At 63.7% G+C, this 14,752-nt stretch carries 13 protein-coding genes; 2 read left to right on the forward strand and 11 right to left on the reverse strand.

All coding sequences use genetic code 11. The features are described from left to right. Positions 1-14: 14 nt before the first annotated feature. From CK498_RS19685 to CK498_RS19720, 8 genes are all read right to left on the reverse strand, one after another. Positions 15-1,304, reverse strand: coding sequence for a TRAP transporter large permease (locus CK498_RS19685; RefSeq protein WP_095622572.1), 1,290 nt, complete (start codon positions 1,302-1,304; stop codon positions 15-17). Further along, on the reverse strand, positions 1,301-1,777 hold the full coding sequence (locus CK498_RS19690; protein ID WP_095622573.1) for a TRAP transporter small permease: 477 nt from the start codon (positions 1,775-1,777) through the stop codon (positions 1,301-1,303). Before CK498_RS19690 ends, CK498_RS19685 begins: the two co-directional genes overlap by 4 nt. Before the next feature lie 74 nt (positions 1,778-1,851). After that, positions 1,852-2,895 (reverse strand): TRAP transporter substrate-binding protein, encoded by a 1,044-nt coding sequence (locus CK498_RS19695; RefSeq protein WP_229359154.1) that lies wholly within the window; start codon positions 2,893-2,895, stop codon positions 1,852-1,854. Positions 2,896-3,026: 131 nt separating this feature from the next. Further along, complete coding sequence (locus CK498_RS19700; protein WP_095622575.1) at positions 3,027-5,147, reverse strand: methyl-accepting chemotaxis protein; 2,121 nt, start codon at positions 5,145-5,147, stop codon at positions 3,027-3,029. Positions 5,148-5,342: 195 nt separating this feature from the next. Further along, positions 5,343-6,857: an SLC13 family permease gene (locus tag CK498_RS19705; RefSeq protein WP_095622576.1), complete on the reverse strand. Its 1,515-nt coding sequence runs from the start codon at positions 6,855-6,857 to the stop codon at positions 5,343-5,345. Positions 6,858-6,970: 113 nt separating this feature from the next. Next, on the reverse strand, positions 6,971-7,936 hold the full coding sequence (gene catA, locus CK498_RS19710; RefSeq protein ID WP_095622577.1) for a catechol 1,2-dioxygenase: 966 nt from the start codon (positions 7,934-7,936) through the stop codon (positions 6,971-6,973). Between the two features lie 56 nt (positions 7,937-7,992). Continuing rightward, positions 7,993-8,283, reverse strand: a complete 291-nt coding sequence (gene catC, locus CK498_RS19715) for a muconolactone Delta-isomerase (protein ID WP_095622578.1) — start codon at positions 8,281-8,283, stop codon at positions 7,993-7,995. A gap of 10 nt (positions 8,284-8,293) precedes the next feature. Continuing rightward, positions 8,294-9,412, reverse strand: coding sequence for a muconate cycloisomerase family protein (locus tag CK498_RS19720; RefSeq protein WP_095622579.1), 1,119 nt, complete (start codon positions 9,410-9,412; stop codon positions 8,294-8,296). A 102-nt stretch (positions 9,413-9,514) separates the two neighbouring features. Here CK498_RS19720 and CK498_RS19725 point away from each other — a divergent pair, with 102 nt between their 5' ends. Beyond that, positions 9,515-10,417: a LysR family transcriptional regulator gene (locus CK498_RS19725; RefSeq protein WP_095622580.1), complete on the forward strand. Its 903-nt coding sequence runs from the start codon at positions 9,515-9,517 to the stop codon at positions 10,415-10,417. Between the two features lie 99 nt (positions 10,418-10,516). Here CK498_RS19725 and CK498_RS19730 read toward each other — a convergent pair whose 3' ends face one another. Then, complete coding sequence (locus tag CK498_RS19730; protein WP_095622581.1) at positions 10,517-11,290, reverse strand: enoyl-CoA hydratase-related protein; 774 nt, start codon at positions 11,288-11,290, stop codon at positions 10,517-10,519. 159 nt (positions 11,291-11,449) lie between these two features. Next, positions 11,450-12,634, reverse strand: coding sequence for a 4-hydroxybenzoate 3-monooxygenase (gene pobA / locus CK498_RS19735; RefSeq protein ID WP_095622582.1), 1,185 nt, complete (start codon positions 12,632-12,634; stop codon positions 11,450-11,452). Between the two features lie 154 nt (positions 12,635-12,788). Here pobA and CK498_RS19740 point away from each other — a divergent pair, with 154 nt between their 5' ends. Beyond that, positions 12,789-13,700 carry a helix-turn-helix domain-containing protein gene (locus CK498_RS19740; RefSeq protein WP_095622583.1) on the forward strand — a complete coding sequence of 304 codons (912 nt, stop codon included), beginning with the start codon at positions 12,789-12,791 and terminating at the stop codon, positions 13,698-13,700. Between the two features lie 24 nt (positions 13,701-13,724). Here CK498_RS19740 and CK498_RS19745 read toward each other — a convergent pair whose 3' ends face one another. Further along, complete coding sequence (locus CK498_RS19745; protein ID WP_095622584.1) at positions 13,725-14,702, reverse strand: helix-turn-helix domain-containing protein; 978 nt, start codon at positions 14,700-14,702, stop codon at positions 13,725-13,727. Positions 14,703-14,752 lie beyond the last annotated feature (50 nt).

The raw sequence follows: 14,752 nt of genomic DNA on the forward strand, positions 1-14,752 counted from the left end.
TTCCTACCTTTACTTCAGAGAACGAACAGCACGATCTCGGGCACCAACAGCAGCAGCGCGATGCATATCAGATAAGGCGACATGAAGTAGCCGACGCCGCGAAAGATCTCGCCGAAGCTGAGCTCGGGATCGAGGCTCTTGACGATGAAGGCATTGACCCCCACCGGCGGTGTGATCGCTCCCATGCTGGTCACGATGCAGACCATGATGCCGAACCAGATCGGGTCGTAGCCCAGCACCAGCGCCACCGGGAAGAAGATGGGAATCGAGATGATCAAGAAGCCCATGGCATCCATCAACGCCCCACCGATCACGTAGATCAGCAGCACGCAGGCCATGACCAGCACCGCCGGCAGGGGCAGCGCCGCGGCCCACTCGCCAACCAGGAAGGGCAGCCGTGTCACGGTCAGGAAGCGCCCGAACACCACCGCTCCTGCCACCAGCATCAGGATCATCGCCGAGGTTCTGAGGGTGTTGCTCAAGGCGTCACGCAGCATCGCCCATGTGAACCGTCCACGCAGGCCGATGATGGCGATGGCGCCGACGCAGCCAACCGCCGCCGCCTCGGTGGAGGTGAACCAGCCGGCGAACAGCCCGCCCAACACCAGGATGAAGAGCGCGAATATCTCCAGCACGCCCTTGAGCGAGGCTAGTCGCACGCCCCAGCTGGAGCGCACGCCGGCCGGCGCCATCTCCGGGTTGCGCCAGCAGAGATAGGCAATGGTCAGCACGAAGAGCGTCATCAGGATCAAGCCGGGCACGATGCTGGCGATGAAGAGGTCGCGAATGGCCAGCTCGGCCTGCAGCGCGATCACGATCAACACGGCACTCGGCGGAATGATGATGCCCAGGGTGCCGCCGGTGGCGACGCTGCCGGCGCTCAGCGCCTTCTGGTAGCCGAACTTCTTCATTTCCGGCAGGGCAATGGTACCCACCGTGGCGGCCGTCGCCGTGTTGGAACCGCACACCGCGGCGAACCCGGCGCTGCTCAGGATCGTCGTCGTGGCCATGGAGCCCTGACGATGCCCCGTCCAGGCGTATGAGGCAGCGAAGAGTTTCTCGGTGATTCCCGAGCGGAACAGCAGCTCCCCCATGAAAACGAACAGCGGTATGACGCTCAGGGAGTAGGAGGAGAGCTGCTCCCAGATACCCGAGCTGATGATGTTGTATGCCGCCATGGGGCTGGTGATGTGCAGCATCCCGAAGAAGCCGACGATGAACATGGCAAAGCTGATGGGCATTTTCAGCACGATCAGCAGGAAAAGCGCCAGCACGCCAACGATGGCCAACATGGTGAAGCTCATGCTTGCTTACTCCGAGTCAGGCACTCCAGCACGTCCACCAGCAGCACCAGGCAGAACGCGGTGAAGCCGAAGGCGACCATGTAGATGATGGGATAGATGGCCAAGCGCAGAGACTGCGAGACGGTGCCACGCTGCATGGCCAGGATGCCGTACTCCCAGAGCTTGAACGCCACCATGGCGAAGAACAGCAGGCTCGTCAGCGCCACCAGGGCCTGTATGAGACGCTGTAATCCCCGAGGCATTCGAGCCACCAGCATATCCAGCTCGATGTGCGCCTTGGTGGCCTGGGCATAGGCCAGGGATAACGCCACCACCACCGCCGTGAGCCAGCCCACCACCTCGGTGGTACCGCCGAATGAGGAGGCGAACTGGCGCATGACGATATTGGTCACCACCAGCAGCATCATCGCCAGCAAGGCCGTCCCGGCGAGGGCAAGCAATAACCGACTGACCAAAAGAGAGAGTCTATTCATGAGCCAGCACTCATCGTGTCGAATGTTTCCCGGGCCAAGGCCCGGGCACCTGTCGCTACTAGCTGGTCCTGTCACTACTGCTGATATTGCTCGAACAGCTCGAGCATGCGCTCATGAAATTCATGCGCCGGCAGGCCCAGCTCGGCCACGCGGGCCAGCCGCGCCTCATTGATCGGTACCAGCCGCTCGGTCCAGCGGGCCGCCTCTTTATCGCTTAGCGAAAGCACTTCGACGCCCTCTTCCTCGCGCGCCCACTCCAGCGTCGCCTCGACGTGGGAATCGAGATAATCCCCGGCGAAGAAGGCCATTTCGGCGCCCAGCTCATCGATGACCTGCTGAACGTCCTCGGGCAGCGACTCCCAGCGCTGGCGGTTCATGACCGCCACCAGTACCGCATTGGTCAAGGGGTAGTCGGTGACGTACTTGACGGTGCGCGCATAGCGCAGATCCCTCAGCACTTCCCGTGAACTGATATAGCCGTCGACGACACCGGCCTGCAGCGCCTCGCCGGTATCGGCCTGGGAGAGCGCTACCGGCACCCCGCCCAGCGCCGCTAGTACATCGGTGCTGTCGCCAGGTACACGGATCTCCTGACCGTGTAGCGCCTCCAGCGAGGTGATCGGGTCCTTGGTCTGCAAATAGCCGGGTTCGGAGGTGAAGGCTGTAATCACCTTGAAGTCCTCGAGCCCCAACTGCTCAGGGGGGAATTCCTGAATCAGGTCGTAGAGTGTCTGACTGGCCACGGTCGAGTTGACCGCCTGGCCGGTGATACTGCCCACCAGGTTGAGCAGCGGAAAGCGGCTCGGCTCATAGGAAGTGATCGAAAGGCCGATGTCGGCGACGCCGTTCAGCACGCCGTCGTACATGTTGTTGGCGGATAGGAGGGTACTGCCGGGAAAGGTGTTCACCGTCACACGTCCGTCAGTGCGGCGCTCAAGCTCCTCCGCCCAACGCTCCATCTGCACGCCGGGAAAGGTGCTGGCAGGCGAAATGAAGGCATAGCTGAGGGTGATGTCGCTGGCTGCTACGAGCGGGCTTGCCAGGGCACTCATCAGCACACCCGCCAGCCCGATGGCACCGGCCACGCGCCGAAGGCTCGACACTGGATTCTTCGTCATCATGGGTCCTACCTCTCTTATCGTTGTTGTCCGGATGCTTCTGTGTCATCCGATACACTCAATATCACATGAAATTTCAAGCAATGCAAATTGCACACATCTGTCCGCAGAGCGAACGTTAGCTGCCTGGCTTACCGATCATGATCGGCCATGAGCTGCTCATGATTGGCCACAATCTGCTTGTGCTGGCGCTCGAGCAGGACGAACGAGCCGACTGTCGCCGCCAGGCGCAACGCCTGCTCCTCGAGCCTGTCGGCCGCCGCGGCGGACTCTTCGACCAATGCTGCGTTCTGCTGGGTCATGCGGTCGAGCCCCACCACCGCCTGATTGACTTGACCGATACCCTGGCTCTGCTCGCTGGAGGCAGCGCTGATTTCGTCTAGAACATGGGTGACCCGCGCCACGCTGGCCACGACTTCGCTCATGGTAGCGCCGGCGGCCCGCACGAGCTCCGAACCTGCCTGGGTCTTGGCGGTGGCGTCCTCGATCAGCTCCTTGATCTGCCGGGCGGCGGCAGCGCTGCGACTGGCCAGCTGACGCACTTCGCCGGCCACCACCGCAAAGCCACGGCCCTGCTCGCCAGCACGAGCCGCCTCCACCGAGGCGTTGAGCGCGAGCAGGTTGGTCTGAAAGGCAATGCCGTCCATCACCGAGACGATCTCGGCGATCCGCTGCGACGAGCTGTCGATGTCGTTCATGGTCCGCACGGCTTGCGACACCACTTCCCCGCCGCGGGAAGCGACCTGCGAGGCGCTGCGGGAGAGTTCATTCGCCTGCTGGGACGAGATGGCGGTGTGCTCGACGGTACTGGTCAACTGCTCCATGGAGGCCGAGGTCTCCTGCAGGTTGGCGGCCGCGGTTTCGGTTCGCGCCGACAGGTCCTGGCTGCCCATGGCAATCTCGCCGGCGGCGACACGCACCGAGTCGCTGCTGTCACGCACGTCAAGCAGCACGTCGTTCATCTTGTCGACGAAGGCATTGAACTGGATCGCCAGCCTGGCGCTTTCATCGCGGCCAGTGACCGGCAGACGCCGGGTCAGGTCGCCATTGCCGGCGGCGATGTCCTGCATGCGTTCGGCCAACCGCCGCAGCGGGCGCGCGATGCTCTCCCCCACGAGCCATGCCGCCACCAGCCCCAGGCCGGCAATCAGCAGTCCGATCAGGGTCATGCCCAGGATGTCTCTATCGAGCTGTTCCTCGGTCTGCCGCTGCAGCCCGTGCAGCCCGGCGAGCACCGCCTCTTCGGGCTGCCGAATCATCAGCACCCAGGTGCGGTCGACCTCACCGATGGTGAAAGGCCAGTAGAGCTCGATCACACCCTGCTCGGCATCGTGCAGGTAGATCGCCTCACCGTGCTGGGCCTGCCGTATGCGCTCCTGCAGGGCGGCATCGAACACCTCGTTGAAAGGCTCACCCAGCCTGGCCTCCTCCCGGGTATGCGCTACCACTCCACCCAGCGGCGCCATCAGGGCCATTTCCCCCGCCCCTTGGTAGAGGTTGCGGTTTTCCGCTTCGAGCATGGATTGAATGAAGTCGACCGTCAGGTCGACGCCGGCAATGCCGCGAAACTCGCCGTCGACCAGCACCGGAGCAACGAAGGAGGTCAGCATCACCTCCTCGTCTCCCACCTGGTAGACATCCGGGTCGGTAATGCAGGGCCGCAGCGTCTCCCTTGGACAGAGATAGTACTCACCGACGCGCAGACCATTAGACTGCATGGCGTCGTTCTCCATGACCTCCTCATCCTGAGCCATGATCTCGAGTCGGCCGCTCTCGTCCCGATACCAGAGCGGCATGAAGCGGCCGTTCGGGCCATGCCCGGGAAGACCCTGACGGGAATAGACACCGTCCGGCCCAAAGGCATTGGGCTCCCAGGCGATATAAGCGACCGGAAGCTCCTGGTTGACTTCCAAAAACCTGCGAATGACATCGCTCAAGTCCCGGCGGCTCAAGCCAACCCCGGACGTCCCTTCCTCGGACTCCGAACCCATCAGCGAGTTGATCGCCGCCAGCCCCTTGGCCACCTCGAGCGCCTGGACCAACTGCACCTGAATGCGCTGCGCTTGATAGGAAGCCATGGCATGCAAGCGGCCTTCCGTCTCGTTGAGCAGTATGTCCTGCGCCCCAGAGCGAGTAGCTTGCTGGGATCTTGAATTTGCCATGACGAAGTATGCGGACAAGCCCAGCACGGCCAGGGTGATGGAAACGCCGACCAGCAGCGTGACGAATGAGCGCAATGATTTGAATTTCATAGCAATAGCCTGAATGGGGAGTTTCGTTGTTATTGGCAAGCAACCTCGTTGCGCACGGCGACACGAGCCTTAGACCTCGGGCCGCTCGGTCTGAGATGGCGAAGGCTGGCTTTCTTTCAATATCACATGAAATTTCAACAAACACCCAAACTGATTTTCAACGCAGCATGGAGCAGCGACCGACAGAACTCAGTCTCAAGGAACCAGGCCAGCTATGCCGACCCCGAACACCAGTGGAGTGATGGTATAAAGCACCGCCACGATCACCAACAGGCCGATCATGTTCATCCAGATACCGGCACGGATCATGTGGCGAATGGGCAGCTCGCCAGTGGCGAAGGCTACCGCATTGGAAGGCGTGGCCACTGGCAGCATGAAGGCGCAGCTGACAGCAAAGGTGACCACGATGGTCATTAACAGCGGATCGATGCCGAGTCCCGTGGCGATGGCTCCCATGATGGGGAAGAAGGCGGCAGCCGTTGCGGTGTTACTGGTCAACTCAGTAAGCAGGATGATGATGAGGGCGGTGACCACCAGCACCAGCAGCGGCGGCAACCCCGCCAGCCCCGAGACGCTTGCGCCGATCCAGGCACTCAGCCCGGTGGCGGTGAACTGGGCCGAGAGGGTCAGACCACCGCCGAACAGGATCAGTACGCCCCATGGCACTTCACGGGTCGCCGACCATTCCAGCAGGGTCCCCTGCCCGCGTGATGCGGGAATGACGAACATCAGGATAGCCGCCAGAATTGCGACACTGGTATCGTTGATATTGGTCAGCCAGGGCAAGGTCGCGGCGATGGCTGGTACCCGCGCCAACAGCGGCAGGAACACCCAGCAGAACACCGCTCCGGCGAAGACCATCAACACCCGACGCTCCTCGGGCGTCAGACGCCCCATCGCATTGAGCTCCGACTCGATCATCGCCCGGCCCCCCTGGATGTTCCCAACTTCGGCACGGAACACCAGCTTGTTGAGCACCCACCAGGCCAGCAGCAGCATGACGAAGGAGAATGGCAGGCCCATCAACATCCAGTGTCCGAAACCGATGACGACTCCGTGGGAATCCTCCAGATAGGCACGCATCAGCGCCATGGGCGGCTGACCGATCAGGGTCGCCATGGAACCGATGGTGATCGCGTAGGCGATGCCGACCAGCACCGCTGCGGAGAACTTGGGTGTCGCCTCGCCATTGCCCAGCGACTTCACCAAAGCAATGATGGAGCCACCAATGGGCATCATGATCACCGCCGTGGCAGTATTGCTGACCCACATGGTGATGAACCAACTGGCCGCCATCAGACCAAAAACGATCTGGGCTGGCCGGGTGCCGACCAGTAGCACCGTCATCAGCGCGAAACGCCGGTGCAGATTCCAGCGCTGGGTTGCCAGGCCCAGCAGCACACCGCCCAGTACCAGAAAGACGATGGAATGCGCATAGGGTGAGGCGGTTGCCCCTACGGTGGCGATACCGAAGAAGGGAAAGAGCACCAGCGGCAGCAGCGAGGTTACCGGAATCGGGATCGCCTCGGTCATCCACCACACCGCCATCAGCATGGCGATTCCCGCCACCATACGTGCATCGAGGTCGAGGCTATTGGGCAACAGCGAGTAGGTGGCCAGGGCGATCAGCATGCCTGCGACTAGGGAAAGTGGCTTGAAGCCAGTGACGGCAGTGCCAGCAGGCGACGCGCTCATTTCGGCTGAATTCATGTTGGGCTCCTGGTTATAGCGCTGGCACACACGCCATCAGAGGGACATGGGGGGCGTAGCTGACAGGCGTGCTGCCGGCGAGTGGATCGCTGCATGCGTCAGGCAGCGGGTGCTCAGGCCCTGGCGGAATCTCGCTTGGCCATCGCCTCGTCCTCCAATGCCCGCGGGCGCTTGTGACGGCTCTGCTGCTCGGGGTCGGTGGTGGGAGCGAGCTCAACATCGAACACCACCTCGGTGAAGGGAGCTTCGAGCCCGCGCTTGGCGGCCTCGGCGGCGTCCTCGATGCGGGTGGCGTCGACCACCAGCTCCTCGCGCGTGGCAAAGGCGAAGTCGTCCCAGGTGTACTCGTCGCCGGCCAGGTTGATCTGGGTGGTCAGGTGACGATGGCCCGGAGCGGAGACGAAGAAATGGATGTGCGCCGGGCGCTGGCCGTGACGGCCCAGCAGCTTGAGCACCTGGTCGGTGGGGCTGCCGGCCGGTACACCGTAACCGGAGGGGATGATGCTGCGCGCGCGGTAACGCCCCTCGGCATCGGCAATGATGGTGCGGCGCAGATTGTAGTCCGACTGCGAGGGGTCGAAGAACGAGTAGTTGCCCTTGGAGTTACAGTGCCAGATCTCGACCTTGGCGCTAGGGATCGGCTGGCCATTCACGTCGTGTACCTGACCGGTCAGCCACATCACCTCGCCGTCGGGATCACTGCCGTCATCCAGCCGCGCGAAGCCCTCGACTTCCGGGGCGCCGGCCACGTAGAGCGGGCCCTCGATGGTGCGCGGCGTGCCGCCGCTCAGACCCGCCTGCTCGTCGGCGGCGTCCATGCGCATGTCGAGGTAGTGGTCGAAACCGAGCCCCGGGGCCAGCAGGCCGAACTGGCTCTCCTTGCCCAGCTCGTTGAGCAGGCCCACCGCCGACCAGAACTCCTCGGGGCTGATGTCGAAGTCGTCGATCAGGCGGTACACGTCGGAGAGCAGGCGGTGCAGGATCTGCTTGGCGCGCTCGTTGCCGCCCTGCTGATCGCAGCCGGCCACGGCCCTGAGGAAGTTCTGCACGTCGGGGGTGTCATGGATCTTCACGGTCATGGGTTATACCTCGTTGTCATTGGATGCCCCGCAGGGCTGGCGTGATGGTTCGTGAATCAGCTGTCGTCGTCGCGAATGGATGACGGATGGCGGCACAGCGGCTTGACGCCGATCTCCATCCACGGGAAGAGCGGCAGGCCCGCGACCAGCTCCTGCAACTCGGCGTTGTCGCGCACGTCGAATATGCTGACGTTGGCGTAGCTGCCGGCAACCCGCCACAGGTGGCGCCACTTGCCTCGGCGCTGTAGCTCCTGGGCGTACGCCTTCTCCCGCGCCTTGATCGCAGCGGCCTCATCGGCCGGCATCGTCGGCGGCAGCTTGACGGTCATTTCCACTTGGAAAAGCATGGATTTCTCCTCAACGGCGGACGTAATGCGCCAGTTTGTCTTCATCCAGGGCTACTCCCAGCCCCGGGCCTTGCGGCAGTGCAACGCCGAACTCGCCGTAGGCCAACGGCTCGGCGACGATGTCGTCCTCGAGCAGTAGCGGACCGAACATCTCGCTGCCCCAGGCCAGCTCGGGCAGCGTGGCCCAGGCGTGCAGAGAGGCGGCGGTGCCGATGGTGCCCTCCAGCAGAGTGCCGCCGTAAAGACCGATGCCAGCCGCCTGGGCCACCTCGCCCAGCGCCAAGGCACCGCGCGGGCCGCCAGACTTGGCGATCTTCAGTGCATAGGCGCCGCTGAAGCCGGCAGCGGCCAGGGCGAAGCCGTCGCGGGCGTCGGCCACCGCCTCGTCGGCCAGCATCGGCACCTCGAAGCGCTTGGCCAGGCGCACCAGCCCGGCATGATCACGGGCGCAGATGGGCTGCTCGATCAGATCGATGCCGGCGGCCTGCAGCGCGGCGATGCCGCGCACGGCGGTGCTCTCGTCCCAGGCCTGGTTGACGTCGACACGCACGCTTGCCCGCTCGCCCAGCGCTTCCTTGATCGCGGCCACATGGCGCACGTCGTCATCCACGCCATTGGCGCCGATCTTGAGCTTGAAGTCGCAGTGGCGGCGCTGCTCCAGGCGCTGGAAGGCCTCGTCGATGTCGCGGGAGGTATCGCCGCTGGCCAGGGTCCACAGCACCGGCAAGTGGTCGTGGCGCGTACCGCCGAGCAGCACGGCCATGGGCAGCCTCAGGCGCTTGCCCTGGGCGTCGAGCAGCGCGGTCTCCAGCGCCGACTTGGCGATGGCGTTGCCGCGGGCATGGCGGTCGAGCCGGGCGCGCAGCGTAGCGACGGCGTCTGCCGGCTGGCCGATCAGCAGCGGCGCCAGGTAGGCGTCGATATTGCGCTTGATGCTCTCGGGGCTCTCGGGGCCGTAGGCGAGCCCGCCGATGGTGGTGCCTTCGCCCAGGCCCTCTACGCCGTCGCTGTCGCGCAGGCGCACGATGACCAGCGTCTGGCAGGCCATGGTGGTCATTGAGAGCTTGTGGGGGCGGATGGTCGGCAGATCGACCAGCAGCGTTTCGATGGACTCGATGACAGATGACATGCGCGCTCCGGCGGTTCGGTGTTTCGATACCATGGCAGTCTGATTGCCCCGACGCGGCCGAACCAATATCGTTTAGGTCCGGATCCATACCCTGGAGGTATCATGGAGCTGCGACATCTACGCTACTTCTGCGCCGTGGCGGAGGAGCTCAACCTGACCCGCGCGGCCGCCAAGCTACATATGGCACAGCCGCCTTTATCAAGACAAATCAAGCAGCTGGAGAGCGAGATAGGCGCCAGGCTGTTCGAGCGCAGTACCCGCGGGCTGCGCCTGACGCCGGCGGGCCAGTTTTTCCATGAGCATACCTTGCAGATACTGGAGAAGGTCGACACCACCGTTGCCGCGACCCAGCGCATGGCCCGCAGCAGACGCGTGATATTCGGCATCGGCTTCGTGCCGTCGATGTTCTACGGGCAGCTGCCGCTGTTGGTGCGGGAACTACGACAAAAGGATGGCATCGAGCTGGTGTTAGCCGAGCTGACCACGGTGCAACAGGTGAAGGCGCTCAAGAGCGGGCGCATCGACCTGGGCTTCGGACGGTTGCGCATCGACGACCCCGACGTGGAGCAGGACAACCTGTTCGACGAGCCGCTGCTGGCGGCCCTGCCCGAAGGCCACCCGCTGGCGGACACCAAACCGACCCTGGCCCAGCTCGCCGAGTACCCGCTGGTGCTGTTTCCGGCCCAGCCACGTCCGAGTTTTGCCGACATGACGCTGGGGCTATTTCGCCGCCGCGGCCTCAAGGTCAGCGTGGCCCATGAAGCCAACGAGCTGCAGACGGCGCTGGCGCTGGTCGCTTCGGAGATCGGCATCACCCTGGTGCCGGAGCAGGTCAAGCGAGTGAAACGCGATGGCATCGTCTACGTTTACCTCGCCGACCCGGGGCTCACCTCGCCGGTGATCTGCAGCCGGCGCAAGGGCGAAGCCCCCTCGCCGGTCATGCAGGAAGCCAACGCCATTCTCGAGGCCCTGCTGGAGAACCGGCGCAGCGGGCGCTATCCGTGAAGACACCGTTCCCACCTCGCCCCCACGCTATTAAAAAGGGCGCCCACTAGTGGACGCCCCCCTGTTGGATCTCGCCTGATCATCGCCGCGGCGGTCGCCTCAACCATTCCGACCTTGACCCGCTGACATTTGCCTGGCGAAGAAGCCATCGATCGCCGCCTGCGCTTCGGGCGAGCGACAACGTTCCAGCAACTGCTGTTCTTCGTGGTCGAAGGCGCGGCTGATCGCCTCGGCGTCGCCTTCCCGCAGCAGCGCCTTGGTGGCCAGTAGCGCATCGAAGGGCTTGGCGATCAGGTGGGTGGCACAGGTGAATGCTTGTTCCAAGGCCATCCCATCGGGAGTGGTATCGGTCAACAGGCCCAGTTCACAGGCGCGGGCCGCGGAAAAGGAGGTACCCAGCATGAGCATCTCGCTGGCCGCCTTGTTGCCGGCCAGCTTGGGCAGCATATGCGTGGTGGCCCCCAGGGGCGTCAGGGCAAAATTGACGAATGGCAGGTAGAAAGAGGTCGAATTTCCCGCGTAGGCGAAATCGCAGTGCATCAGGATCGATGAGCCGAGCCCCAGGGCGAGGCCCTCCGCGGCGGCGATGACCGGCTTGGGAAAGGCGTAAAGACGGCGCAGGAAGGTGATGGCCGGCACCTCCGTCGCCTCCGCCAGCGCCTTGTAGTTGGCCAGGTCATTGCCTGCAGTAAAGCAGTTCTCGCTGCCGGTGATGATCAGGACCTTGGCCGCGTCGTCTGCCTTGGCCGCGGCAAGCGCATCGATCAGTTGAGCGTAGCTTGCCTCATCCAGGATATTGCGCCGTTCGGGCCCGCTGATCTTCAGCAGCGTAATGCCATCCGCTCGGTGGGACGTCGTGATTCGAGTCGCCATGCGCTACCTCCATTGCAGACAGAGAACCTATTCCTAGCATAAGTAGTTTTTGATGAGCGTGCTAAATTTTCTTTGGCACGACGCCGGTGGTATCTCGGTAAACAAAAAAGCCCGAGCGTAGTGCCCGGGCCAAGGAGGACGAAATGATCGATTGGCGTGCTACTCCAACGCCTCGTAGGGCAGGCCGACGTAGTTCTCGGCGATGGTGGTGAGACCGGCGCGAGAGCCGGTGACATAATCCAGCTCAGCCTGCTGCATGCGTGCGCCGAAGTCCTCTTCCTCGGAAAACTTGTGCAGCATCGAGGTCATCCACCACGAGAAACGCTCGGCCTTCCAGACCCGCCGCAGGCAGGTCTCGGAGTAGCGCTCGATCAGGTCGCTACGCCCCTCATGGTAGACCTTGCACATCAGCGAGTAGAGCGTGCTGACGTCGCTGGCGGCCAGGTTGAGGCCCTTGGCACCGGTGGGCGGCACGATATGCGCCGCATCGCCGACCAGGAACAGCCGCCCATACTGCATCGGTTCGGCGACGAAGCTACGCAGCGGCGCGATGCTCTTCTCGATGGAGGGCCCGGTGACCAGCTTGGCGGCGACCTCGTCCGGTAGGCGGCACTTGAGCTCCTCCCAGAAACGCGCGTCGGACCAGTCCTCTACCTTTTCATCCAGCGGCACCTGGACGTAATAGCGGCTGCGGGTCTCGGAGCGCATGCTGCACAGCGCGAAACCACGCTCATGGCGGGCGTAGATCAGTTCATGGGAGACCGGCGGCGTATCGGAGAGGATGCCCAGCCAGCCAAACGGGTAGACCTTTTCGAAGGTCTTGATGCGATCCTCGGGAATGGTCTGACGCGATACGCCGTGGTAGCCGTCGCAGCCGGCCACGTAGTCGCAGTCCAGGCGCACGGTCTCGCCGTTCTTCTCGAAGGTCACCCAGGGTGCGTCGCTCTCGAGGTCGTGGAGCTGGACGTTGTCGGCCTCGTAAACGGTCTGGCCGCCGCTGGCTTCGCGGGCCTCCATCAGGTCGCGGGTGACCTCGGTCTGGCCGTAGACCATCACCCGCTTGCCGCCGGTCAGCTCGGCCAGATCGACCCGCACATGGCGGTTGTCGAAGGCCAGCGCAAAGCCGTCGTGGGGCAGGCCCTCGGCGTCCATGCGCCGCTCGACACCGGCCTCGCGCAGCAGATCGACCATGCCCTGCTCCAGCACCCCGGCGCGAATACGGCTGAGAACGTACTCGCCGCTTTTGCGCTCGAGGATCACGTTGTCGATCCCCTGGCGCTGCAGCAGTTGCCCCAGCAGCAGTCCCGAGGGGCCGGCGCCGATGATCGCCACCTGTGTCTTCATGATCAGCACCCTATCGTTGTCGTCTTGGACATGCGTTCTAGTAGTTGTATTTTTCAGTGATAGAGGGCGCTTTTTAAGGCACAATCTGGCCATTGAATAGGACAAATGGCGTATTTTGACTAGACGTTAGTCGATACCGTGACAGGAGCCTTGCATGCCTGCCCTAAGCCACGATGCCGTGCCGGTGTTCAAACTCTATGGCGAGACACGGCACTGGCCGACACCGGATCTGCTGCACTGCGAGTCCATCGCCGAGCGCAGCCGGTTGCATGATTGGCATATCAAGACCCACCGCCATGCCGACCTGCTGCACCTGCTGCATATCGCCGCCGGCGAGGTGGTGCTCGACCTGGAAGGCACCCAGACACGCTTCTGCGGCCCGGCGCTGATCGTGGTACCGGCCATGGCGATTCACGGCTTTCACTTCGAACAGCAGATTCGCGGCCATATCATTACCCTGGCCCAGCCGCTGGCCGAGCACCTGATCGTTGCCCTCAGCCATCAGGGTGCCGCCCTGCAACGCAGCGGCCACTACCGGCTGGTGGATAGCGGCGAAGCCCAGACCATCGCCCTGCTGGTAGCGCAGATCGCCGACGAGTACCGCCGCCCAGCGATCAATCGCGACCTGGTATTGCACGCGCTCATTCAGGCCCTGGCCGCCCAGGTCGCGCGTCGCGCCGAGCGCCAACGTAGCCATCCCCCAGCGCTGCGGCCGACGCCGAGTACCAGCGAGCGGGCGCGCAGCCACCTGCAGCGCTTCCAGGCGCTGATCGAGGCCCACTACCGCGAGCAGCCCACCGTCGGCGCCCTGGCCAAGCAGCTCGGCATCACCGCCGCCCACCTCAATACCCTGTGCCGCCAGTTGGCCGACCGCAGCGCCCTGCAATTGCTGCATGAGCGCATCCTGCTGGAGGCCAAGCGCCAGCTCACCTACACCAACATGACCATCAGCGAGGTCGCCGATAGCCTCGGCTTCTCCGAGCCGGCCTACTTCACACGCTTCTTCAAGCGGCTTACCGGGCTCAATCCACGTGATTTTCGCATGCGCCAACACGCTCCCTGCTAAGGAAGCGCTGCGAATGCCCAGCGCTCAATGTGGCACGCACGCTTCCCGCTTGCGCAGCTCCCCCGGCGACACCCCGTAGCGCTCACGAAACACCTTCGCGAAGTGCGCGCTATCGAGGAACCCATGCGCCAGGGCGATATGCGTAATGCTGCACCGCCGCTGGGCCGTGTCCAGCAGTGCCAGATAGCACTGCTCCAGGCGCAGCTCGCGAATGAAGGCGGCCGGCGGCAGCGTGCCGTAGCGACGAAACTCGTCGTAGAGACCGCGCATCGAGACGTTAAGGGCAGACGCCAGATCCTCGGGCGCCAGCGTGGGATCGGCGATGCGCTGCAGTATCACCCGGCGTGCCTTGGTGATGCGTTCGCTGGGCAGCGGGGCGCAGTGCAACTGCTGGCGTTGATGACGCCACAGGGAGCCAAACGCCAGCTCGAGTGCTGCATCCTCCACCTGGGCAACGGGTGGACCACTCGGCCAAGTCAGCTGAGAGCGCAGTACCGCCAAGGCCGCATGCGCACCGGCATCCCAAGGTAGCGCCTGCCCCTGGCAGCCTTCAGCCAATCGCCGCCACTCCGGCACCTCGGCCAGGTCGATGCTCAGCATCAGGGCACGATAGTCGCCGAAGGTCTGTAACCGATAGGGGGTCGAGAGGCGATAGACCGTCATCTTGCCGGGGCTGAGGCGAATGCTGCGCCCGCCCTGCTCCATCTTCGCTTCGCCATGCAGTTGCCAGACGAGCTTGAAGGTGTGATCGCCGCCAGAGAGTCCCACGAGCCGTGGCGTACGCGTCACCCGTACCGGCGAACTGGTGAGCTTTATCAGGTGGCTTCTGTGCAAACCCCGCCCGCGCAATCTGGCATGGAACAGCGGCGACTGCGGGACCACCTCCAGCGGCGGCAGGTGCGCCTCACTGGCCTGCAGGAAGCACTCCAGGTTGGTCGTGGTCAGGGCAGGCGGCGGCGCGCGATCAGGACGTGCCGCCGAGGCTGGGGAGGCATTGTTCATAGGCTGGCGACTCCGTAGCTAATGTTATAGATATAATTTATTGCTACTTA

This window comes from Halomonas salipaludis, from assembly GCF_002286975.1.
Classification (GTDB): Bacteria; Pseudomonadota; Gammaproteobacteria; order Pseudomonadales; family Halomonadaceae; genus Franzmannia; species Franzmannia salipaludis.